Genomic DNA, 22,150 nt, shown 5'->3' with positions numbered 1-22,150 from the left:
CATGAACTGGGACCTCGTCCTCGATCTCGCGATCATCCTCGGCAAGAGCCTGCTGCTGCTGGTCTGCCTGCTCGTCTTCATCGCCTATATTCTGCTTGCCGACCGCAAGATCTGGGCGGCGGTGCAGCTGCGGCGCGGTCCGAACGTGGTTGGCCCCTTCGGCCTGTTCCAGAGTTTCGCCGACCTGCTGAAGTTCGCCTTCAAGGAGCCGATCATTCCGTCGGGCTCCAACAAGGGCGTCTTCCTGCTGGCGCCCTTCATCTCTTGCCTGCTGGCGCTCGGCGCCTGGGCGGTGATCCCGGTGGCGGAAGGCTGGGCGATCGCCGACATCAATGTCGGCATCCTCTACATCCTCGCGATCTCGTCGCTCGGCGTCTACGGCGTCATCATGGCCGGCTGGGCGTCCAATTCGAAGTACCCCTTCATGGGCGCGCTGCGCTCGGCTGCGCAGATGGTCTCCTACGAGGTCTCGATCGGCTTCGTCATCATCACCGTGCTGCTCTGCGTCGGCTCGCTGAACCTCACGGCAATCGTCGAGGCGCAGAACACCAAGGTCGGCATGTTCGGCTGGTACTGGCTGCCGCTCTTCCCGATGTTCGTGGTCTTCTTCATCTCGGCACTGGCCGAGACGAACCGGCCGCCTTTCGACCTGCCGGAAGCGGAATCGGAACTCGTCGCGGGCTATATGGTCGAGTATTCCTCGACCCCGTACCTGCTGTTCATGCTCGGCGAATACGTGGCGATCATGACCATGTGCGCGCTGACCACGATCCTGTTCCTCGGGGGCTGGCTGCCGCCGTTCCCGATCGCGCCCTTCACCTGGCTGCCGGGCGTGTTCTGGTTCGCGCTGAAGGTCTGCCTGGTCTTCTTCATGTTCGCGATGGTGAAGGCCTTCGTGCCGCGCTACCGCTACGACCAGCTGATGCGGCTGGGCTGGAAGGTCTTCCTGCCGCTGTCGCTGGCCTGCGTGGTGATCGTCGCCCTCGTGCTGCAGGTCACCGGCTGGGGTCCGATCAAGGGGTGATGAATGCGGCGATCATCGGCCCGGCGGCAGGCATGGTCGTCGGGGTGATGTGTTACCTGGCCTATGTCGGGCTTTCTCTCCGGAGGGGCGTCGACGTTGTCGGTGATGTTTTCGGCGGACTGGCCATCGCGGCGTTCGCCGGCGGGGTTGTGGGTTACTGGAGCGTCGTCTGGCTCGGGCCGGTGGCGCTGTGAGCATGGCGGGTCTTCTCGGTGCCATCATCGGCCTCGGGCTCGGCCTGCTTGAGTATCGGCTGATCTCGGCCGTGGTGATCGGCGCGCTCAGGCGCACGGATCGCTCGGTGACAGCGGCCGAGAAGATGGATTACGAGCGCCGCATCCGCATCCTGCGGGGGGCGGTGCTGGCAATGACGATTGGCTTCATGCCGATCCTGGGTTTCGTGATCGGCCGAACGCTGTTCGGCTGAGCTGGAAGGACGAGAGGCATGTCGCTCGCACAAGCCGCCAAAGGCCTGCTGCTGAAGGAGTTCGTCGGCGCGTTCGCGCTGTCGATGCGCTATTTCTTCAAGCCGAAGGCAACGCTGAACTATCCCTTCGAGAAGGGCGTGCTCTCGCCGCGCTTCCGGGGCGAGCATGCGCTGCGCCGCTATCCCAATGGCGAGGAACGTTGCATCGCCTGCAAGCTCTGCGAGGCGATCTGCCCGGCCCAGGCCATCACCATCGAGGCCGGTCCGCGCCGTAACGACGGCACGCGCCGCACGACGCGCTACGACATCGACATGACGAAGTGCATCTATTGCGGCTTCTGCCAGGAGGCCTGCCCGGTCGACGCCATCGTCGAGGGACCCAACTTCGAATTCGCCACCGAGACCCGCGAGGAGCTGTTCTACGACAAGGACAAGCTGCTCGCGAACGGCGCCCGCTGGGAACGCGAGATCGCGCGCAACATCGCGATGGACGCGCCCTATCGGTGAGATGCTTCGGGCAGACCCGCCGCACGGTTGTGACCGCGGGCGGGCCTGACTATAGACGCTCCAAACTGCGGCCGGCGAGAGTCGGGCGTGACTGAAAACGAGAGCCGCCCGCAGGGGCGGAAAGGCTGACCGAGATGAATGCCGCAGCGGCTTTCTTCTATCTGTTCGCAGGCATCACCGTCGCTTCGGCGTTCATGGTGGTGGCTTCGCGTAACCCCGTTCACTCGGTGCTCTTCCTGATCCTGGCCTTCGTCAACGCGGCCGGGCTGTTCATGCTGCTCGGCGCCGAGTTCCTGGCGATGCTGCTGATCGTCGTCTATGTCGGTGCGGTCGCGGTGCTCTTCCTCTTCGTGGTGATGATGCTCGACGTCGATTTCGCCGAATTCCGCCAGGGCTTCCTGAACTATCTGCCGATCGGCGCGCTCATCGGCCTGATCTTCGCGGTCGAGCTGACGCTGGTCGTCGGCGCCTGGGTCATCGACCCGCAGATCGTCAAGGCGCCGGTCGCGGCGATCCCCGCCGGCATCACCAACACCGAGGCGCTCGGCCGGGTGCTCTACACCCAGTACGTCTACTATTTCCAGGCGGCCGGCCTCGTGCTGCTGGTCGCCATGATCGGCGCCATCGTGCTGACGCTGCGCGACCGCCCGGGCATCAAGCGCCAGAACATCCCGGCGCAGAACGCACGTACCAAGGAAGCCGCCATGGAGGTCCGAAAGGTCGCCTCCGGCGCCGCCCTGCCGGAGGAGACGGTCTGATGATCGGACTTGGCCATTATCTCGCAGTCGGCGCGATCCTGTTCACGCTGGGCGTGCTCGGCATCTTCATCAACCGCAAGAACGTCATCGTCATCCTGATGTCGGTCGAGCTCATCCTGCTGTCGGTGAACCTGAACTTCGTCGCCTTCTCGAGCTTCATGAACGACATCGTCGGCCAGGTCTTCGCCCTGCTCGTGCTGACGGTCGCTGCGGCCGAGGCCGCCATCGGGCTCGCCATTCTCGTCGTCTACTTCCGCAACCGCGGCACGATCGCGGTGGAAGACATCAACATGATGAAAGGCTGAGGCGCGAGCGCGCCCGGATCTGCCCCATGTATCACCTGATCGTCTTCCTCCCCCTGATCGGCTTCCTGATCGCCGGCCTTCTCGGCCGGCTGATCGGCGCGCGCGGTTCCGAGATCGTCACCACCTCGCTGCTGGTCGTCTCGGCCGTGCTGTCCTGGATCGCGTTCTTCAGCGTCGGCTTCGGCCACGGCACGACCCGCGTCCAGGTCGCGACCTGGCTCACCTCGGGCGCGCTGCAGGTCGACTGGGCCTTCCGCGTGGACACGCTGACGGCGGTGATGCTGGTCGTGGTGAACACGGTCTCCTCGCTCGTGCATCTCTATTCGATCGGCTACATGCACGAGGACCCGCATCGGCCGCGCTTCTTCGCCTATCTGTCGCTGTTCACCTTCGCCATGCTGATGCTGGTGACGGCCGACAACCTCGTGCAGATGTTCTTCGGCTGGGAGGGCGTCGGTCTCGCCTCGTATCTGTTGATCGGCTTCTGGTACCAGAAGCCCTCGGCCAACGCGGCGGCGATGAAGGCCTTCATCGTCAACCGCGTCGGCGATTTCGGCTTCTTGCTCGGCATCTTCATGGTCTTCGTGCTCACCGGCACGGTCGCTTTCGAGAGCATCTTCCCGCAGATCGCCGGTCTGACCGAGCGGAGCTTCCGCTTCCTCGGCTATGACTGGAACGCGCTGACGCTGACCGCGCTGCTGCTGTTCATGGGTGCGATGGGCAAGTCGGCGCAGTTCCTGCTCCACACCTGGCTGCCCGACGCGATGGAAGGCCCGACCCCGGTCTCGGCCCTGATCCATGCGGCGACCATGGTCACCGCCGGCGTCTTCATGGTCGCGCGCCTGTCGCCGATCTTCGAATTCGCGCCCGTCGCGCTGACCGTGGTCATCGTCATCGGTGCGACCACCGCCTTCTTCGCCGCGACCGTCGGCCTCGTGCAGAACGACATCAAGCGCGTCATCGCCTATTCGACCTGCTCGCAGCTCGGCTACATGTTCGTCGCGCTCGGCGTCGGCGCCTATTCGTCGGGGATCTTCCACCTCTTCACCCACGCCTTCTTCAAGGCGCTGCTGTTCCTCGGCGCCGGCTCGGTCATCCACGCGATGCATCACGAGCAGGACATGCGGAACATGGGTGGCCTCAGGAAGCACATCCCGCTGACGGCCGCCGCCATGACCATCGGCACGCTGGCGCTGACCGGGTTCCCGCTCTTCGCCGGCTATTTCTCCAAGGACGCGATCATCGAGAGCGCCTATGCCGCGGTCGCGCACAAAGGCTTCGCCGCCTCCTATGCCTTCGTCCTGCTGGTCGTCGCCGCCTGCTTCACCTCCTTCTATTCCTGGCGCCTCTACTTCATGACGTTCGAGGGCGCGCCGCGCTGGGGACATGGCCATCACGCGCATGGGCACAACGATCACGCGCATGCCGCCCACGGCCATGATGACCACGCTCATGCCTCGCACGGCCACGACGATCACGGTCACGGCCATGACCACACGCCGCATGAGAGCCCGCTATCCATGCTGATCCCGCTCGCCCTGCTGTCGCTCGGCGCGGTCGCGGCCGGCTTCGCCTTCAAGGAGGCGTTCATCGGCCACGACTACGAGCACTTCTGGAAGGCCGCGCTCTTCACCGGCAAGGACAACCACATCCTGCACGAGATGCACGAGGTCCCGGGCTGGGTGATCGCCTCGCCCTTCATCGCGATGGTGCTGGGCTTCCTGGTCTCGCTCTACATGTACATACTGCGTCCGGACGTTCCGGGGAGGCTCGCCGCCGCCAATCCGGTCCTGTACCGCTTCCTGCTCAACAAGTGGTATTTCGACGAGATCTACGACTTCCTGTTCGTCAAGCCGGCGATGTCGATCGGGAAGTTCCTCTGGAAAAAGGGCGACGGCTTCGTCATCGACGGCATGGGCCCCGACGGCGTCTCGGCCCGCGTCGTCGACGTGACCAACCGCGTCGTGCGGCTCCAGACCGGCTATGTCTATCACTATGCCTTCGCCATGCTGATCGGCGTCGCAGGCTTTGTGACCTGGTATCTCGTGGTTCGCGGGTGAGATGATGTTCGGTTTCGGTATCCTCACCGGTCTTCTCGTCCTGCCGCTGGTCGGCGCGGCCTTCATCCTGGCACAGCGCGGCGACGAGGCCTCGGTCGACTCCAACGCACGCTATGCGGCGCTCGCGGCCACGGTCGCGACCTTCGTGCTGTCCTGCGTAGCCTGGGCGCAGTTCGACCCGGCCAATCCCGGCTTCCAGATGGTCGAGACCCATGGCTGGGTGTCGGACGCGATCAAGTTCAAGCTCGGCGTCGACGGCTTCTCCTTCCCCTTCGTGGTGCTGACCGCCTTCCTGATGCCGTTCTGCATCCTGGCGTCCTGGCACTCGATCACGAAGCGGGTGCGCGAATACATGGTCGCGTTCCTGATCCTCGAGACGCTGATGATCGGCGTCTTCGTGGCGCTCGACCTCGTGCTGTTCTACGTCTTCTTCGAGGGCGGCCTGATCCCGATGTTCCTGATCATCGGCATCTGGGGCGGCAAGCGGCGCGTCTACGCGGCGTACAAGTTCTTCCTCTACACGTTGCTCGGCTCGGTTCTGCTGCTGCTGGCGCTGATGGCGATGTACTGGAACGCTGGCACCACCGATATTCCGACGCTGCTGGCGCACAAGTTCCCGGCGAACATGCAGACCTGGCTCTGGCTCGCCTTCTTCGCTTCCTTCGCGGTGAAGATGCCGATGTGGCCGGTCCACACCTGGCTGCCCGATGCCCACGTCGAGGCGCCGACGGCGGGCTCGGTTGTCCTGGCCGCGATCCTGCTGAAGATGGGCGGTTACGGCTTCATCCGCTTCTCGATCCCGATGTTCCCGGAGGCGTCGGCCTATTTCGCGTCTTTCGTCTTCGCGCTGTCCGTCATCGCCATCGTCTACACTTCGCTGGTTGCCCTGATGCAGGAGGACATCAAGAAGCTGATCGCCTACTCCTCCGTCGCCCATATGGGCTTCGTGACGATGGGCCTGTTCACGCTGACCACCCAGGGCATCCAGGGCGCGATGTTCCAGATGGTCAGCCACGGGCTGGTCTCGGGCGCGCTCTTCCTCTGCGTCGGCGTGGTCTATGACCGCATGCACACCCGCGAGATCGCTGCCTATGGCGGGCTGGTCAATCGGATGCCGCTCTATGCCGTCGTCTTCATGGTTTTCACCATGGCGAATGTCGGCCTGCCCGGCACGGCCGGATTCGTCGGCGAGTTCCTGACGCTGATGGGGGCGTTCAAGGCCAATCCCTGGGTCGCCTTCATCGCCTCATCGGGTGTCATTCTCTCGGCGGCCTATGCACTCTGGCTCTATCGCCGCGTCGTCTTCGGCGAATTGGTGAAGCCCGAGCTCAAGGACATCATGGATCTCGACCGCCGTGAGATCGCAATCCTCGCTCCGCTCGTCGTGCTGACGATCTGGTACGGCATTCGTCCGGGCACGATCCTCGACGCCTTCGCAGCGCCGACCGAAGCCCTCATCAAGAACTATCAGGCCGCACTCACCGCCGCGAAAACGGCGATGCTGGCTATTCAGTAAGGTCTCGCAGGATGGCTCTGCCCGCTCTCGGCCCGGCGCTTCCGGAAATCATCCTCGCCCTCGGCGCCATCGCGATGGTGCTCGTCGGCGCGATCCGGGGCGAGCGTTCGACGCGCCTGCTCGAAGGCGCGGCCCTGGCTCTGTTCGCGCTGGCGCTGGTGCTTGTGCTGTCCGGCCAGGGCAGGGTGGTGACCTTCAATGACGGCTTCGTCGTCGACAGCTTCGCCCGCTTCTTCAAGGTTCTGACGTTGCTCGGCGCCGCCGCGGCGATCCTGCTCTCCTCGGACTCGCTTCGCCGCGACGGCTCGATGCGCTTCGAGTTCCCGATCCTGGTCGTGCTGTCGACGATCGGCATGATGATGATGATCTCGGCCAACGATCTCATCAGCCTCTATGTCGGCCTCGAACTGCAGTCGCTGGCGCTCTATGTCGTCGCGGCCTTCGATCGCGACAACGAGAAATCGACCGAGGCCGGCCTGAAATACTTCGTCCTCGGCGCGCTCTCCTCGGGCATGCTGCTCTATGGCGCCTCGCTGGTCTATGGCTTCACCGGCACGGTGAACTATGCCGGCATCGCGGCGGCCGTGCAGCACGGCCATCCCGGCATCGGCCTGATCTTCGGCATCGTCTTCATTGCTGCCGGCGTCGCCTTCAAGATCTCCGCCGTGCCGTTCCACATGTGGACGCCGGACGTGTATGAGGGCGCGCCGACCCCGGTCGCCGCCTTCTTCGCCTCGGCGCCTAAGATGGCCGCGATGGCGATGGTCGTTCGCATCTTCGTCGGCGCCTTCCCCGGCGCGCTGCATGAATGGCAGCAGATCATCATCGCCATCGCGATCGCCTCGATGGCGCTCGGCGCCTTCGCCGCGATCGGCCAGAACAACATCAAGCGCCTGCTCGCCTATTCCTCGATCGCCAATATGGGCTACGCGCTGGTCGGCCTCGCAGCGGGCAATGCCGCCGGCGTCCAGGGCGTGCTCGTCTACATGGCGATCTATCTGGCGACGACGCTTGGCGCCTTCGCCTGCGTGCTGCTGATGCGCCGCAACGGCAAGGCGGTCGAGGACATCGGCGAACTCGCCGGCCTCTCGCGGACCAATCCCTGGATGGCCTTCGCGCTGTCGATGATGATGTTCTCGCTCGCCGGCATCCCGCCGCTCGCCGGCTTCTGGGCGAAGTTCTACGTCTTCCTCGCCGCCATCGACGCCAAGCTCTATATCCTGGCCGTGATCGGCGTCGTGACCTCCGTCGTCGGCGCCTACTACTATCTACGTCTCGTCAAGGTGATGTATTTCGACGAGGCTAAACCCGCCTTCGAGAAGGGCGATCTCGGTGTGCGCGCCGTTTTGCTGGTCTCGGCGATCTTCGTGCTGGCGCTCTCGCTCTTGCCGGCTCCGCTGCTGAACTCGGCCGCGGCGGCAGCTAAGTCGCTGTTCTGAACGCTGCGAATTTTTCCCAGTGAACCAAGTCCGTCATCCTGGGCGACCTCAGGTCGCCCCGGGATCCATCCTAGAGCTACGTAGCCCTCCGATGGATCCCGGCGCTCCGCTGCGCTCCGGCCAGGATGACGTCGCGGGTGAAACGGGCTTTTCACTTCATGCTCGGTGAAGCCGCCCGCGCCGCCGACTACCGGCTGATCGTCCGCGACGAGGTCGGCTCGACCATGGAGGAGGCGCGCCGCGCACTGGCCCAGGGCGACCCCGGCAAGCTCTGGATCGTTGCCCGCAGCCAGAATGCCGGCCGTGGCCGCCACGGCCGGCAATGGACGTCCCCGCCCGGCAATCTCTACGCCAGCCTGCTGCTGGTCTCGCCTTGCGAGCCGGCGCTCGCGCCCCAGCTCGGCTTCGTCGCTGGGCTTGCCCTGCATGACGCCGCCGCCAGGGTGGCGGGTCTCAGCCAGCCGAGGTTGGCGCTGAAATGGCCGAACGATCTCCTCATCGATGGCGCGAAATGTTCCGGCCTGCTGCTCGAGGGCGAGAGCCGGGCAGGGCAGTTCAGCGTCGTCATCGGGCTCGGCATCAACATCGCCTCCTGTGCGCAGGGGACGCCCTATCCGGCGACATGTCTGCAAGCTCATGCCCCCTCCGTGACGATCGAGGCCACTCTGGCCGCGCTCGGCGAGGCTTGGACCGCCCGCTTCGCGACATGGCAGGCGCCCGGCGGCTTCGGCCCGATCCGGCAGGCTTGGCTGGAGCGGGCCGCCTTCCTCGGCCAGACGATCACGATCAGGCCGCCGGAGGGCGCCGTCACCGGCATCTTCTCCGGCATCGACCCGACCGGGCGTTTGCTGCTCGAGACCACGGCCGGCATCCGCCACTTCGACGCCGGCGATCTCTTCTTCGGGGCGCCGGCCTAAGCGCGGGTTTCGCGTCATTGCGAGCGAAGCGAAGCAATCCAGGAGGACGTGGAACCCTGCCGCTTCTGGATTGCTTCGCTTCGCTCGCAATGACGCAGTGCGCTCTGGAGAGCGCGTTGCTGGCGTGTTAGGGCTCCCCCTCAAATCCGGCGTCGCAAAACGCCCCGCTCCAGTCAGGATTGCCCGTGCCTCGTTCCCAGGACCAACTCGTCTTCGTTCCCCTCGGCGGCCTCGGCGAGATCGGCATGAATGCCGCTCTCTATGGCTTCGGGCCGGAGGGACGGCGGAAATGGATCCTGGTCGATTGCGGCCTGTCCTTCGCCGGCCCGGACGTGCCGGGCGTCGACATCGTGCTGCCGGACCTGCGCTACATCGTCGAGGAACGGGCGAACCTGCTGGGCATCGTCATCACCCACGCCCATGAGGACCATATCGGCGCGCTCGCCGCGCTCTGGCCGTCCCTGCGTGCCCCGGTCTACTGCACGAAGTTCGCCGCCGGCCTGCTGGCGACGCGCCGGCTCTCGGAGCCCGGCGCGCCCAAGGTGCCGATGAACGTCGTCGCCCAGGGCGGACGCATCACGCTCGGCCCCTTCGACATTGAGTTTATCCCGGTCGCCCATTCGATCCCCGAATCGAACGCGCTCGCGATTCGCACCCCGGTCGGCCTCGTCGTCCACACCGGCGACTGGAAGATCGACCCGACCCCGCAGGTCGGCCTGCCGACCGACGAGAAGCGCCTGCGCGAGATCGGCGAGGAGGGTGTGCTGGCGCTGGTCTGCGACTCCACCAACGTCATGCGCGACGGCATCAGCCCGAGCGAGGCCGATGTCGGCGCCAAGCTCAAGGAACTGATCCATTCGGCGCCGGGCCGGGTCGCCGTCACCACCTTCGCCTCGAATGTCGCGCGCCTGCGCGCCGTCGCGGAGGCTGCCATGGCGGATCAGCGCGAGGTCGTCGTTGTGGGCCGCGCCATGGACCGCGTCATCGATGTCGCGCGCGAATGCGGCTATCTCGAAGGCATCCCGGCCTTCCGCTCGGCCGACACCTATGGCTACCTGCCGCGCGACAAGGTCGTGGCGCTGCTGACCGGGAGCCAGGGCGAGCCCCGCGCCGCTCTTTCGCGGATCGCCTCGGACGACCATCCGGAGATCACCCTGACGCCGGGCGACCGGGTGATCTTCTCGTCGCGCACCATTCCCGGCAACGAGAAGGCCGTCGGCGCGATCCAGAACGCGCTCGCCCGCGACAACATCGAGATCATCACCGACCGGACGCATCTGGTCCATGTCTCCGGCCATCCGCGCCGCGAGGAGATGGCGAGGCTCTATGGCTGGCTGAAGCCGAAGATCGTCATCCCCGCCCATGGCGAGGATCTGCACCTCTCGGAGCACGCGATCTTCGCACGCGGGCTCGGCGTCAAGACGGTCGTGCGCGCCGGCAATGGTGATGTCGTCGCGATCGGCCCGGATGGCGCCAGCAAGATCGACGAGGTAACCCATGGCCGGCTCTACCAGGACGGCCACCTTCTGGTGAACGCGCTTGAAAAGACGATCCCCGAGCGTCGCCGGCTCTCCTATGTCGGCATGATCTCGGTCGCTGTCGCGATCGACGAGAAGGGCGGGCTCGCCGGCGACCCCGAGATCGCGGTGCTCGGCCTGCCGCCCTATACGCGGGACGGCACCGGCTTCGACGAATACGTCGCGGATGCCGTCTCCGAACTGATCGACGGCATCCCGAAGGCGCGTCGGCGCGACCCAGAGGCGCTCCGCAACGCGCTGGAGCGCGGCCTGCGCAGCGCCGTCAACGAGGAATGGGGCAAGAAGCCGCTGGTGCATGCTCTCGTGATCGAGGTTTAGGATCGGCGGATAGCCAGATGGGAGCGCAAGCATGATCGGACGCCTCAACCACGTCGCCATCGCCGTGAAGGACCTCGTTGCCGCGACGGCGCTCTATCGCGACACGCTGGGCGCGCGCGTCTCGCAGCCGCTGCCGCAGCCGGAGCACGGCGTCACCGTCGTCTTCGTCGAGTTGCCCAACACCAAGGTCGAATTGCTGGAGCCGCTCGGCGCCGACTCGCCCGTGGGCAAGTTCATCGAGCGCAATCCCGATGGTGGCATCCACCACATCTGCTACGAGGTCGACGACATCATCGCCGCTCGCGACCGGCTGAAGGACATGGGAGCGCGCGTGCTCGGCACCGGCGAGCCGCGCATCGGCGCCCATGGCAAGCCCGTGATCTTCCTGCACCCGAAGGATTTCACCGGCACGCTGGTCGAGCTGGAGCAGGCCTGAATCCGATGGATGCGTCCCCGATCACGTTTCTTGGTGAGCCTGAGCCGGGCTCAGTCCGCCCTTTCAGCGCCGCGACACGCGCCGGCGGGCTCGTCTTCGTCTCCGGTCACTCCGCCCCGCACGATCCGGCGCAGGGCATCCATCGCGGCGAGACGCCGGCGGAAGAGGTCCGCAACGCGCTGGGCAAGATCGCCGCGATCCTGGCCGAGGCCGGCAGTTCGCTCGATCGCGTCGTGCAGATGACGATGCTGATCACCGATCCGGCCGACTACGCCGCCTGCAATGCGGAGTATGTGAAGCACTTCCCCGGCGGATTGCCGGCCCGTCATACGGCGCGCTTCGGCGTGCCGACGCAGGCGAGGGTGGCGTTCTCCTGCATTGCATTGGCAGGCTCCGGCGCGGAGAGGCCGCAATCATGACCGTCGCCGGAGGACTCGCCGTCTATTTCGTGATCTGGTGGACCGTGCTCTTCGCCGTGCTGCCCTTCGGCGTGCGCAGCCAGGCTGAAACGGGCGAAGTCACTGCAGGCACCGAACCGGGTGCGCCCATATTGCCGGGGCTGCTGCGCAAGGCCGCGATCACCTCGGTCATCGCCGCGATCGTCTTCTGCATCGTCTGGTACGTCTGGGCGACGTTCGAACTGTAAGCCTAGCGGGCTTGCTCAGCACCACCACGTCATCCCGGACAAGCCGCGAAGCGGCGCAGATCCGGGATCCATCGTAAAGCTCCGGAGCCCTGCGATGGATCCCGGAGCAAGCCCGGGATGACGGCGTGGTTCGTTCGCGAGATGAGCTTGGCCGGCGATGTGGCGCGGGCAATGAGCCCTGAGGGACAGCAGAAAAAGAAAAAGGCAAGGCTCGCGCCTTGCCTTCTCTAGTCTGTTTTTACCGCAGTAACGGCGCTCGTCTGGTTGCGTGCGACTCGTATACTAGGCGGGCGTTTGTCCTCCCGAGACCTGGTCCGCGGCGCTTCGATCAACAAAGCGTGTCCAGCAAGAGTTTGATAACCGATTGCGACACCCCTGTCATCACTTTAGGCATGCCTAGCCTTATCTTTTTGCAAATTTATTCTCCGCTGCACTTGTGCGCTGCAACATCGTTCGATTCGGCACTATTGAGCGCCTTGTTCCGGCCAAAGGATGCCGCTACCACGCGCGGGGATCAGAGACCCGCCGGACCGTCGGCGGCCATGGAGATGACAATGCTGCGCAGCTCGCTCGCTACCCTCGCCATCCTAGCGTCGTTCGGCTTCGCCCCGATGCCTGCCCAGGCGCAGGCGCAGGCGCCGGATCCGAACAACACGTTGATCCTCGAGACCAAGGATGGCCCGGTGACGATCCGGCTGCGGCCCGATCTCGCCCCCAAGCATGTCGCCCAGATCAAGGCGCTGACCAAGCGCGGCTTCTATGATGGCATCGTCTTCCATCGCGTCATCGATGGCTTCATGGCCCAGACCGGCGATCCGACCGGCACCGGCACCGGCGGGTCTGACCTGCCCAATATCAAGGCCGAGTTCACGCCTACGCCTTACAAGGTCGGCTCGGTCGGCATGGCCCGCTCGCAGTCGCCCGACTCGGCCAATTCGCAGTTCTTCATCTGCTATGAGGGTTGCGGCTCGCTGACCGGCCAATACACGCTCTTCGGCGAGGTCGTCTCGGGCATGGACGCCGTCCGCAAGATCAAGAAGGGCGCGCCCGGCAGCGGCCAGGTTTCCGGCCCCGACAAGATCGTCCGCATGCGCCTGCAGGCCGACGCGAAGTAGGGCATTCCGGCTGGGAGGGCAGGGCGATGCGGATGTGCTGCCTTGCCGTCATTCTGATCGCGCTCGCGGCAGCTGATGCGCTTGCGCAGGACACGATCGATCTCGGCCTGCCGCCACCATCGGGCTCGCAGAACCCCGTCCTGCCGCCGCCTTCCGGCTTGCAGAACCCGGTGCTGCCACCTCAGTCCGGACAGCGCTATGTGCCGGGCATCGGTGGACGCTTCGGCGGAAACGAGGACATTCCGGGCATGAGCGAGCGCCGCGTCCTGCCACCGCCGCGTCCCGGCAGTGGCGAGATCGGCGTCATCGGCGGGCTCGCCCCCGCGACGCCGCCATTCGAGGGCGAGGCCCTTGAACGTCTGAGTGATGTCGCGCCGGCCTTGCGCCGCTGCTGGACGCCGCCCGCCCTGGACGGCCCCGATACCGGTGTGATGGCGACGGTCAGGTTCAGCCTGCGTCGTGACGGCTCGCTTTTCGGGCAGCCCCGCGTCACCTGGGAAACCAAGCAGACCGACCCCACTTTGCGTCAGCGCTTCACAGACTCTGTTGTCGCCGCAGTTCGCGGCTGCACACCAATGAGGTTGTCCCCGCCGCTGGGAGCGGCTATCGCGGGGCGACCTTTGTCCATCCGCTTCCACGGCCGAGCGCCGTCAAACGAAAGGCCGATCTGATGTCCCTCGATCCCGAGAACACCCTCGTCATGGAAACCACCAAGGGCAAGGTGGTGATCAAGCTGCGTCCCGATCTCGCCCCCGGCCATGTCGAGCGGATCAAGCTGCTCGCCCGCGAGGGCTTCTATGACGGCATCGTCTTCCACCGCGTCATCGACGGCTTCATGGCGCAGGTCGGCTGCCCGCACGGCACCGGCACCGGCGGCTCGAGCTATCCGGACCTGAAGCAGGAGTTCAACGCCGAGCCGCATGTCCGCGGCATCTGCTCGATGGCCCGCGCCCAGAACCCGAACTCGGCCAACAGCCAGTTCTTCATCGTCTTCGACGACGCCCGTTTCCTCGACAAGCAGTACACCGTCTGGGGCCAGGTCGTCGAAGGCATGGAGAATGTCGACAACATCAAGCGCGGCGAGCCGGTGCGCGACCCCGACTCGATCGTCTCGATGAAGGTGATGGCCGACGCGGCCTGATCAGAATCGTGGATGTCGGGCTCTTCGACTTCGAGCTCCCCGAAGACCGCATCGCGCTGAGGCCAGCCAGCCCACGCGATGCGGCGCGTCTGCTCGTCGTCAAGCCGGATGCTGCCGAGCCCTTCGAGGATCGCGGCATCCGCGACCTCGTCTCGCTGCTTCAGCCCGGCGACGCGCTGGTTCTGAATGATACGCGCGTGATCCCGTCGCGGCTCTATGGCCGTCGCTATCGTGGCGAAGCCTCGGCGCGGATCGAGATTATGCTGCACAAGCGGGAGAGCGAGGATCGCTGGCGCGCCTTCGCGCGGCCGGCCAAGAAGATCGCGATCGGCGAGACCATTACCTTCGGCGACGATTCCGAGGGCGTCGCCTGCGAACTCGGTCGCCTGCAGGCCGAAGTCGTCAGCAAGGCCGAAGGCGGCGAAGTAGAGCTGCGCTTTGCCCTTAGCGGTGCCTATCTTGACGCGGCCATAGCACGCTTCGGCGAATTGCCGCTGCCGCCCTATATCGCCGGCAAGCGCCCGACCGACCAGGCCGATGCCAGCGACTATCAGACCATGCACGCGCGTGCTGATGGCGCGGTCGCGGCGCCGACCGCCGGCCTGCATTTCACGCCGGAACTCGTTACGGCGCTCGAAGCACGCGGCGTCACCCGCCATCTGGTCACGCTGCATGTCGGCGCCGGAACCTTCCTGCCGGTGAAGGCGGACGACACGGACGACCATCGCATGCATGCCGAATGGGGCACGGTTTCGGCGCAGACGGCGGCGGCGCTCAACAAGGTTCGGGAGCGGGGAGGACGCATCGTCGCGGTCGGCACGACCTCGCTGCGCCTGCTTGAAAGCGCGACGGGGGAGGACGGCGTCATTGCGCCTTTCTCGGGCGACACGGCGATCTTCATCACCCCGGGCTATCGCTTCCGGGCTGTGGACCTGCTGCTGACCAATTTCCATTTGCCGCGCTCGACGCTGTTCATGCTCGTCTCGGCCTTCTGCGGTCTCGATGTGATGAAGCGCGCCTATTCCCATGCGATCGCCGAGGGCTACCGCTTCTATTCCTATGGCGATGGCAGCCTGTTGCATCGGGCGAAGACCGACTGAGCTCGGGCGAGGCCTCGCTGCCCGGGCAACAGCGGTCGGCAGCAAGGAACGGCGAGGAAAGTCGTGTTCCGGCTCGCCATTCCCCGGTGAAAATGCTACCCGGCTGCACCACACAGGAATTCTGACGGACCATGGCCGATATTTTCCGCGAGATCGATGAGGAAGTCCGCCGCGACAAGGCGGCTGAGCTCTGGAAGAAATATGGCTGGGTCGTCACCGGCCTCGCCATTCTGGCCGTTCTCGCCGTCGCCGGCTGGCAGTTCTGGCTCCATCGCGAGCAGCAGGCGTCGCAGGTGGTGGGCGCGCGGCTCGAAGCGGCGCTGAAGGCCTCGCGCGACAACAACGGCACGGAAGCCGAGACGATCCTGGGCGAACTCGCGGCCAGCGCGCCGGCAGGTTATCGCCAGATCGCCCGCTTCCGCCTCGCCGCCGAGACGGCCAAGCGCGATGCAGCCGCCGGCGCCACCGCCTTCGACGCGCTCGCCAATGACGGCTCGCTGGGGCAGCTCCATCGCGACCTTGCCCGCCTGCGGGCCGGCATGCTGCGCGTCGACCTCGTGCCCTACGCCGAGCTCAGGACGGCGCTGGAGCCGCTGGCGACGCCGCAGGGGGCCTGGCGCCATTCGGCCCGCGAGTTCCTCGGCATCGCCGCGCTCAAGGCCAATCTCTTCGAGGATGCCGGCCGCTGGTTCGACGCCATCGTCACCGACCCGCAGTCGCCTTCCGTGCTGCGCCAGCGCACCGAGCTCTACCTCGCCTTGGTGCGCGGCGGCCCGGTCCAGATCAAGAACTGAAGACTAGAAGAACAAACGCCGTCATCCCGGACAGGTCGCGAAGCGGCGCGCATCCGGGATCCATGCCGGGGCGCTTTCAGGTGAGATTCCGGAATGGATCCCGGGTCTCCCTGCGGTCGCCCGGGATGACGGCGTAACAGGATACGAAAACAGAATGACCGCCACCGTCGCCATCATCGGCCGGCCCAATGTCGGCAAGTCGACGCTGTTCAACCGGCTCGTCGGCAAGAAGCTCGCGCTGGTCGATGACCGGCCGGGCGTGACGCGCGACCGGCGCGAGGGCGAGGCCGCACTCGGCCATCTGCGCTTCAACATCATCGACACGGCAGGGCTGGAAGAGGCCGATCCGACCTCGCTCGCCGGCCGCATGCGGGCGCAGACCGAGACGGCGATCGCCCAGGCGGACGTCATCCTGTTCATGATCGACGCCCGGCTCGGCCTGACGCCGATGGACCAACCCTTCGCCGATCTCGTGCGCAAATCCGGCAAGCCCGTCATCCTGCTCGCCAACAAGGCCGAGGGGAAGAAGGGGCTTGACGGCATCTTCGAATCCTATGCGCTGGGCCTCGGCGATCCCGTGCCGTTCTCCGCCGAGCATGGCGAGGGCACCTCCGACCTTCTGGAGGCGCTCGCCCCCTTCATCGACGTCGAGCCCGAGGAGGAAGAAGAGTTCGACGAGAGCTATGGCGACAAGAAATGGGTCGATGCACCTGCCGCCGGCGCTGAGGCGGAGGACGAAGGCGCCTATAGCGACCCGACCAAACCGCTGCGCGTCACCATTATCGGCCGCCCCAATGCCGGCAAGTCGACGCTGGTCAACCGCATGATCGGCGAGGAGCGCCTGCTGACCGGCCCCGAGGCCGGCATCACGCGCGACACGATCTCGGTCGACTATGAATGGCGCGGCCGGCCCGTGAAGCTCTTCGATACGGCCGGCATGCGCAAGCGCGCCCGCATCGAGGAGAAGCTCGAAAAGATGTCGGTGCAGGATTCGCTACGCGCGATCCGCTTCGCCGAGGTTGTCGTCGTGCTGCTCGACTCGACCATCCCCTTCGAGAAGCAGGACCTGACGCTGGTCGATCTGATCGAGCGCGAGGGCCGTTGCGTCGTCATCGGCCTGAACAAGTGGGACCTGGTCGCCGACAAGCAGGGCCTGCTGGCCGAGCTCAAGGAAAAGGCGGGCTATCTGCTGGCGCAGGTGCGCGGCGTGCCGATCGTGCCGCTGTCAGGCCTCGCGGGCGAGGGTATCGACCGGTTGATGCAGGCGGTGTTCTCCGCCTATGACGTCTGGAACCGGCGCGTCTCGACGGCGCGCATCAACCGCTGGCTGGAAGGTGTGCTCTCGGCCCATCCGCCGCCGGCGGTGGCGGGCCGTCGCATCAAGATCCGCTACATGACGCAGGCCAAGGCCCGACCGCCGACCTTCGCGCTGTTCGGCAACCAGCTCGACCATCTGCCGGTGTCCTACACCCGCTATCTGGTCAACAATCTGCGCGAGGCCTTCGAACTGCCGGGAACGCCGATCCGCCTGCACACGCGGGGCGGCGAGAACCCCTATGACAAGAACAAGCGCGCCGGCTGACGCGCGCTCTTCTCCCCTCGCGGGAGAAGGGAAGGCTCGCCTCAGGCCGGCATCTGCGGGCTGAGCACCTTGCCTTGCGGAAAGTCGAAGATCTTGCCCGTCTCGGCCCAGTCCGGCGAGGCGATCGCGACCAGATGCGGCGCCAGATCTTCGGGCGTCTTCAGCGTCAACGGATCCTCGCCGGGCATGGCCTCGGCCCGCATGCGGGTCCGCAGCGGTCCGGGATTGACCAGCATCACCTTGAGCGGCGTCGTCACGGTTTCGGCGGCATAGGTACGCCCCATGGCCTCGACGGCGGCCTTGGAGATCGAATACGGCCCCCAATAGGCCAGGCACTTATGCGCCGCCCCCGAGGACATCAGGATCACCCGCCCGGCATCCGATGCCTGCAGCGCCGGCTCGACCGACTTCAGCAGGCGCCAGTTGGCGGTGACGTTGGTGTCGAACACCTTGGTCCACTCTTTCGCCGAGGCGTGGGTCAGCGGCGAGAGCGGGCCGAGGATACCGGCATTGGCGAGCAGGATGTCGAGCTTTCCCCAGCGCTGCAGCAGGGCGGGGCCCAGCTTCTCGATGGCAGGTACGTCGCCGAGATCGACCGGCACAAGCGTCGCCGTGCCGCCGATCGCGCGAATCTCGTCGTCCAGCTCCTCAAGCGCGCCGCTGGTGCGGGCGAGCGCGACGACATGGGCTCCGGCCTGCGCGAAGGCGAGCGCGGCGGCCCGCCCGATGCCGCGCGAGGCGCCGGTGACGAGCGCGACGCGCCCTTCCAGAGGCTTGGTCATGGATATCCCTGAGGTTCAGCCGGCCTCGGCCAGCAGCGAGATCTGCTGCTTGGCGCTCTCGCCGATCACGTCGGTCAGCGAGGTCGGGTAGTCACCGGTGAAGCAGTGGTCGGTGAATTGCGGGCGGACCGGGTCGCGCCGCTCATGGCCCATCGCCCGGTAAAGGCCGTCGACCGAGATGAAGGCGAGCGAATCCGCGCCGACGAACTGCCGCATCTCCTCGAGCGAATGCGTCGCGGCGAGCAGCTTCTCGCGGTCGGGCGTGTCGATGCCGTAATAATCGGGATGCGTGATCGGCGGCGAGGAGATGCGGAAATGCACCTCGCGGGCGCCGGCCTCGCGCATCATCTTCACGATCTTGAACGAGGTCGTGCCGCGCACGATCGAATCATCGACCAGCACGATGCTCTTGCCCTCGACGACCGAACGGTTGGCGGAGTGCTTCAGCTTCACGCCGAGTTCGCGGACTTTCTGCGTCGGCTCGATGAAGGTGCGCCCGACATAGTGGTTGCGGATGATGCCGAGTTCGAAGGGAATGCCGCTCGCCTGTGCGAAGCCGAGCGCTGCCGGCACGCCCGAATCCGGCACGGGCACGATCACGTCCGCATTCGCCGGGGCTTCGAGCGCGAGCTGCGCACCCATGGCCTTGCGGCGCTCATAGATGCTGCGGCCCTTCACGATCGAATCCGGCCGGGCGAAATAGATGTACTCGAAGATGCAGGGCCGCTCCGGCGTCGCCGGGAAGGGCTTGTGGCTCTCGATGCCGTCCTCGGAGATCACCACGACCTCGCCGTTCTCGATCTCGCGAACGAACTTGGCGCCGATGATGTCGAGCGCGCAGGTTTCCGAGGTCAGGATCGGCGCTCCGTCGAGTTCGCCCAGGACCAGCGGGCGGATGCCGAGCGGATCGCGCACGCCGATCAGCTTCTTGTTGGTGATGCCAACGAAGGCATAGGCACCCTCGATCTGGCGGATCGCCTCGACGAAGCGCTCGATGAAGCGCGGCTTGCGGCTGCGCGCCACCAGATGCAGCAGCACCTCGGTGTCGGAGGTCGACTGGTAGATCGCCCCGTCGCGCACGAGGTCCCGGCGCAGCGTCAGCCCGTTGGTCAGGTTGCCGTTATGCGCGACGGCGAAACCGCCGCCATGCAGCTCGGCGAAGAGCGGCTGGACGTTGCGCAGGATGGTTTCGCCGGTCGTCGAATAGCGCACATGGCCGATTGCCTGCGTGCCCTTGAGCTTGTCGATGACCGAGGCTTCCGAGAAAGCGTCGCCGACGAGGCCGAGACGCCGCTCGGACTGGAAGCGTGCGCCATCGAAGGAGACGATGCCGGCCGCCTCCTGGCCGCGATGCTGCAGCGCATGCAGGCCGAGCGCGGTGAGCGCTGCGGCGTCGGCATGGCCGAAGATGCCGAACACGCCGCACTCTTCGCGCAAACGGTCGGCATAGGGATCGAAAGCGGCCTCAGTCTCGGCGATCCTGGTCTCGGTCTGCGAGATCATCTAAAGGCTCCATGCGCTGGGACAGGCTGTCCTTACGCGCGAATTAGGGACGTGATGGGGCAGGCGTGGTCGGGCGGGTGGCATCGATGGCGCGCTGAAGCGCCTGTCGGTCGGCGGCATTGGGCACTTCGGTCCGGCGTTGCGGCTCTGTGCCGGAGGGCGCCCCCGGCGTCGCCGGCTGGCGCGGCTCCTCGGCCGGCGCTTCGGTCGGCTCGGACCCCGTCTTCGGCTTCAGCAGGTTCTTGACGAAATCGGCATTGACGTCCTGCGGGAGCATCGTCAGCAGCGAACGGCCGGTTTCCTCGAGCATCGGCTTGGCCTTGGCGTCCTTGGCCCAGGTCGGCATGTTCTTGTCGCCCATCAGCGCGGCGAAGAAGAGATAGCCGATCACCGCGAGCAGCACGCCGCGACCGGCGCCGAACACGAAGCCGAGGGTGCGGTCGAGCGCTCCGATGCGCGAGTCGAGCACGAAATCCGAGATGCGCGCCGTCACCAGGGAGACGACGATCAGCGTCACCAGGAAGAGCGAGGCGATCGAGGCGATCAGCGCGATCGTGTCGTTGGGAATGTACTGCTTCAGGATCGGCAGCATCTGCGGGTGGAAGATCCAAGCCACTGCCGCTGCTGCCGCCCAGGAGGCGATCGCCAGGACCTCGCGCGTCAGCCCGCGCACGGCGGCCAGCAATGCCGAGATCAGAACCACGCCGATGACGACGAGATCGAGGATGGTCACAGGCATGGATGAGCCGCTTCGTTATGGTCCCGGAATGGCCTGCGTTAGATGGGCTGGCCGCATCGGTTTTGCTATACGCGCTCAGGCCGTCTGCGTCACTATTGCGGCGTCGTCATTTCACATCTCTGCGAGGCGCGCGCGCGGCGATATCGGCAACGAGTTCCGTGACATGGCCGAATCGCCTCAGATTCAGGCCGCCACTATCGCCGGCATCGGCGCCGCCCGACGGCATCAGCGCCGCCTCGAAGCCGAGCTTGGACGCTTCGCGCAGCCGAGCGGCGGCAACCGAGACGGGGCGTATCGCACCGGATAGCGCGATTTCACCGAAATAGACCGATTCGGGCGGCAGGATCGCGCCGCTGAGTGACGAGACGAGCGCTGCGGCCACGGCGAGGTCGGCGGCGGGCTCGTTCACCCGCAAGCCGCCGGCGACGTTGAGATAGACGTCGTGCTGCCCAAGGCGAAGGCCGCCATGCGTTTCGAGCACGGCCAGAACCATGGCAAGCCGGCTGTTTTCCCAGCCGACGACGGCGCGGCGCGGCGTGCCCAGCGAGGTCGGCGCGACCAGCGCCTGGATTTCGACCAGAACCGGCCGCGTGCCCTCGACACCGGCGAAGACGGCCGCGCCCGGCGCCGCCTGATCGCGCCCGGCGAGGAAGAGGGCGGAGGGATTGCCGACTTCGGAGAGGCCCTTGCCGGTCATTTCGAAGACGCCGATCTCGTCGGTCGCACCGAAGCGGTTCTTCTGCCCGCGCAGGATTCGGAACGCGTGCGCCCCTTCTCCTTCGAACGAGAGCACGGCATCGACCATGTGCTCGACCACGCGCGGGCCCGCGATCTGGCCGTCCTTGGTGACATGGCCGACCAGGATCAGGCAGGCGCCTGATGTCTTGGCGTAGCGGATCAGGGCCTGGGCCGAGCCACGCACCTGTGTCACGGTGCCGGGCGCGCTCTCGACCTCGCCCGACCACATCGTCTGGATCGAGTCGATCACCACGAGGGCGGGGCGGGCGCCCTGGCCCAGCGTCGCGATGATGTCCTCGACATTGGTCTCGGAGGCGAGATCGACCGGCGCCTCGGCCAGCCCCATGCGCTCGGCCCGCAGGCGCACCTGTCCGGTCGATTCCTCGCCGGAGACATAGACGACGCGCCGTCCCGACAGCGCGAGCGCCGCGCAGGCCTGCATCAGCAGGGTCGATTTGCCGATGCCGGGATCGCCGCCGATGAGAAGCACCGAGCCCGGCACGAAGCCGCCGCCGGTGACGCGGTCGAGTTCGCCAATGCCGGAGACGATGCGCGGCGCATCCTGGGTGTCGCCCTTCAGACTCTCCAGCGCGAAGACGCGGCCCCGCGCCTTGCCCGAAGAGCCGCGTGCGCCGGGAACGGGGGCGGCCTGCGCCTCTTCCGAAAGCGAGGACCAGGTTCCGCAGGCGTCGCACTTGCCCTGCCAGCGGTGATAGACCGCGCCGCAGTTCTGGCAGGTATAGGTCGGACCGCGCTTGGCCACGC

The 22,150-nt window shown here is 66.2% G+C and carries 24 protein-coding genes; 20 read left to right on the top strand and 4 right to left on the bottom strand.

All coding sequences use genetic code 11. The features are described 5' to 3' along the window. Position 1: 1 nt before the first annotated feature. The 20 genes from nuoH to der all read left to right on the top strand — a co-directional run bounded on the left by nuoH (position 2) and on the right by der (position 17,623). The gene (gene nuoH / locus AC1RMY_RS10600) at positions 2 to 1,024 is read left to right on the top strand and encodes an NADH-quinone oxidoreductase subunit NuoH (RefSeq protein WP_492864159.1); all 1,023 of its coding nucleotides are present in this window, start codon (positions 2 to 4) and stop codon (positions 1,022 to 1,024) included. Next, a complete protein-coding gene (locus AC1RMY_RS10595) occupies positions 1,024 to 1,218 on the top strand; it encodes a hypothetical protein (RefSeq protein WP_492864157.1) in 195 nt (64 codons plus the stop codon). Before nuoH ends, AC1RMY_RS10595 begins: the two co-directional genes overlap by 1 nt. A 2-nt stretch (positions 1,219 to 1,220) precedes the next feature. Beyond that, positions 1,221 to 1,451: a hypothetical protein gene (locus AC1RMY_RS10590; RefSeq protein ID WP_492864155.1), complete on the top strand. Its 231-nt coding sequence runs from the start codon at positions 1,221 to 1,223 to the stop codon at positions 1,449 to 1,451. Positions 1,452 to 1,469: 18 nt separating this feature from the next. Then, a complete protein-coding gene (gene nuoI, locus AC1RMY_RS10585) occupies positions 1,470 to 1,958 on the top strand; it encodes an NADH-quinone oxidoreductase subunit NuoI (protein ID WP_327527610.1) in 489 nt (162 codons plus the stop codon). 134 nt (positions 1,959 to 2,092) lie between these two features. Continuing rightward, on the top strand, positions 2,093 to 2,716 hold the full coding sequence (locus tag AC1RMY_RS10580) for an NADH-quinone oxidoreductase subunit J (protein WP_492864153.1): 624 nt from the start codon (positions 2,093 to 2,095) through the stop codon (positions 2,714 to 2,716). Continuing rightward, positions 2,713 to 3,021, top strand: coding sequence for an NADH-quinone oxidoreductase subunit NuoK (gene nuoK, locus AC1RMY_RS10575; RefSeq protein ID WP_327527916.1), 309 nt, complete (start codon positions 2,713 to 2,715; stop codon positions 3,019 to 3,021). Before AC1RMY_RS10580 ends, nuoK begins: the two co-directional genes overlap by 4 nt. A gap of 26 nt (positions 3,022 to 3,047) precedes the next feature. Continuing rightward, positions 3,048 to 5,081 carry an NADH-quinone oxidoreductase subunit L gene (gene nuoL / locus AC1RMY_RS10570; RefSeq protein ID WP_492864151.1) on the top strand — a complete coding sequence of 678 codons (2,034 nt, stop codon included), beginning with the start codon at positions 3,048 to 3,050 and terminating at the stop codon, positions 5,079 to 5,081. Between the two features lie 4 nt (positions 5,082 to 5,085). Next, positions 5,086 to 6,597: an NADH-quinone oxidoreductase subunit M gene (locus AC1RMY_RS10565; protein WP_492864149.1), complete on the top strand. Its 1,512-nt coding sequence runs from the start codon at positions 5,086 to 5,088 to the stop codon at positions 6,595 to 6,597. 11 nt (positions 6,598 to 6,608) lie between these two features. After that, entirely contained in the window at positions 6,609 to 8,036 is a 1,428-nt protein-coding gene (gene nuoN, locus AC1RMY_RS10560) for an NADH-quinone oxidoreductase subunit NuoN (RefSeq protein ID WP_492864147.1), read from the top strand. A gap of 137 nt (positions 8,037 to 8,173) precedes the next feature. Further along, a complete protein-coding gene (locus AC1RMY_RS10555) occupies positions 8,174 to 8,953 on the top strand; it encodes a biotin--[acetyl-CoA-carboxylase] ligase (RefSeq protein WP_492864145.1) in 780 nt (259 codons plus the stop codon). A 185-nt stretch (positions 8,954 to 9,138) separates the two neighbouring features. After that, the gene (locus tag AC1RMY_RS10550) at positions 9,139 to 10,809 is read left to right on the top strand and encodes a ribonuclease J (protein ID WP_492864143.1); all 1,671 of its coding nucleotides are present in this window, start codon (positions 9,139 to 9,141) and stop codon (positions 10,807 to 10,809) included. A gap of 31 nt (positions 10,810 to 10,840) precedes the next feature. After that, a complete protein-coding gene (mce, locus tag AC1RMY_RS10545) occupies positions 10,841 to 11,245 on the top strand; it encodes a methylmalonyl-CoA epimerase (protein WP_492864141.1) in 405 nt (134 codons plus the stop codon). 5 nt (positions 11,246 to 11,250) lie between these two features. Then, positions 11,251 to 11,664 (top strand): RidA family protein, encoded by a 414-nt coding sequence (locus AC1RMY_RS10540; RefSeq protein ID WP_492864139.1) that lies wholly within the window; start codon positions 11,251 to 11,253, stop codon positions 11,662 to 11,664. Further along, the gene (locus tag AC1RMY_RS10535) at positions 11,661 to 11,891 is read left to right on the top strand and encodes a DUF1467 family protein (RefSeq protein ID WP_492864137.1); all 231 of its coding nucleotides are present in this window, start codon (positions 11,661 to 11,663) and stop codon (positions 11,889 to 11,891) included. Before AC1RMY_RS10540 ends, AC1RMY_RS10535 begins: the two co-directional genes overlap by 4 nt. Positions 11,892 to 12,445: 554 nt before the next feature. Continuing rightward, positions 12,446 to 13,006 (top strand): peptidylprolyl isomerase, encoded by a 561-nt coding sequence (locus AC1RMY_RS10530; RefSeq protein ID WP_492864135.1) that lies wholly within the window; start codon positions 12,446 to 12,448, stop codon positions 13,004 to 13,006. Positions 13,007 to 13,032: 26 nt separating this feature from the next. Further along, positions 13,033 to 13,677, top strand: a complete 645-nt coding sequence (locus AC1RMY_RS10525) for a UCP034077 family protein (protein ID WP_492864134.1) — start codon at positions 13,033 to 13,035, stop codon at positions 13,675 to 13,677. After that, positions 13,677 to 14,147 (top strand): peptidylprolyl isomerase, encoded by a 471-nt coding sequence (locus AC1RMY_RS10520; protein WP_492864132.1) that lies wholly within the window; start codon positions 13,677 to 13,679, stop codon positions 14,145 to 14,147. The genes AC1RMY_RS10525 and AC1RMY_RS10520 overlap by 1 nt, the downstream gene beginning before the upstream one ends. Positions 14,148 to 14,155: 8 nt before the next feature. Continuing rightward, the gene (gene queA, locus AC1RMY_RS10515; RefSeq protein WP_492864130.1) at positions 14,156 to 15,247 is read left to right on the top strand and encodes a tRNA preQ1(34) S-adenosylmethionine ribosyltransferase-isomerase QueA; all 1,092 of its coding nucleotides are present in this window, start codon (positions 14,156 to 14,158) and stop codon (positions 15,245 to 15,247) included. 131 nt (positions 15,248 to 15,378) lie between these two features. Continuing rightward, entirely contained in the window at positions 15,379 to 16,041 is a 663-nt protein-coding gene (locus AC1RMY_RS10510; RefSeq protein ID WP_492864128.1) for a tetratricopeptide repeat protein, read from the top strand. Positions 16,042 to 16,195: 154 nt separating this feature from the next. Beyond that, positions 16,196 to 17,623: a ribosome biogenesis GTPase Der gene (gene der / locus AC1RMY_RS10505; protein ID WP_492864126.1), complete on the top strand. Its 1,428-nt coding sequence runs from the start codon at positions 16,196 to 16,198 to the stop codon at positions 17,621 to 17,623. Positions 17,624 to 17,664: 41 nt separating this feature from the next. Here der and AC1RMY_RS10500 read toward each other — a convergent pair whose 3' ends face one another. The 4 genes from AC1RMY_RS10500 to radA all read right to left on the bottom strand — a co-directional run bounded on the left by AC1RMY_RS10500 (position 17,665) and on the right by radA (position 22,148). After that, a complete protein-coding gene (locus AC1RMY_RS10500; protein WP_492864124.1) occupies positions 17,665 to 18,405 on the bottom strand; it encodes an SDR family NAD(P)-dependent oxidoreductase in 741 nt (246 codons plus the stop codon). A gap of 15 nt (positions 18,406 to 18,420) precedes the next feature. Next, positions 18,421 to 19,908 (bottom strand): amidophosphoribosyltransferase, encoded by a 1,488-nt coding sequence (gene purF, locus AC1RMY_RS10495; RefSeq protein ID WP_492864122.1) that lies wholly within the window; start codon positions 19,906 to 19,908, stop codon positions 18,421 to 18,423. Between the two features lie 43 nt (positions 19,909 to 19,951). Continuing rightward, a complete protein-coding gene (locus AC1RMY_RS10490; RefSeq protein WP_492864120.1) occupies positions 19,952 to 20,647 on the bottom strand; it encodes a CvpA family protein in 696 nt (231 codons plus the stop codon). A 106-nt stretch (positions 20,648 to 20,753) separates the two neighbouring features. Beyond that, positions 20,754 to 22,148 (bottom strand): DNA repair protein RadA, encoded by a 1,395-nt coding sequence (gene radA, locus AC1RMY_RS10485; RefSeq protein ID WP_492864118.1) that lies wholly within the window; start codon positions 22,146 to 22,148, stop codon positions 20,754 to 20,756. Positions 22,149 to 22,150 lie beyond the last annotated feature (2 nt).

It is taken from the genome of Allobosea sp. GW822-FHT03F07 (assembly GCF_058801345.1).
The sequence above is the reverse complement of the archived record's forward strand: the minus strand, read 5'-3'. Positions and strand labels throughout refer to the sequence as shown.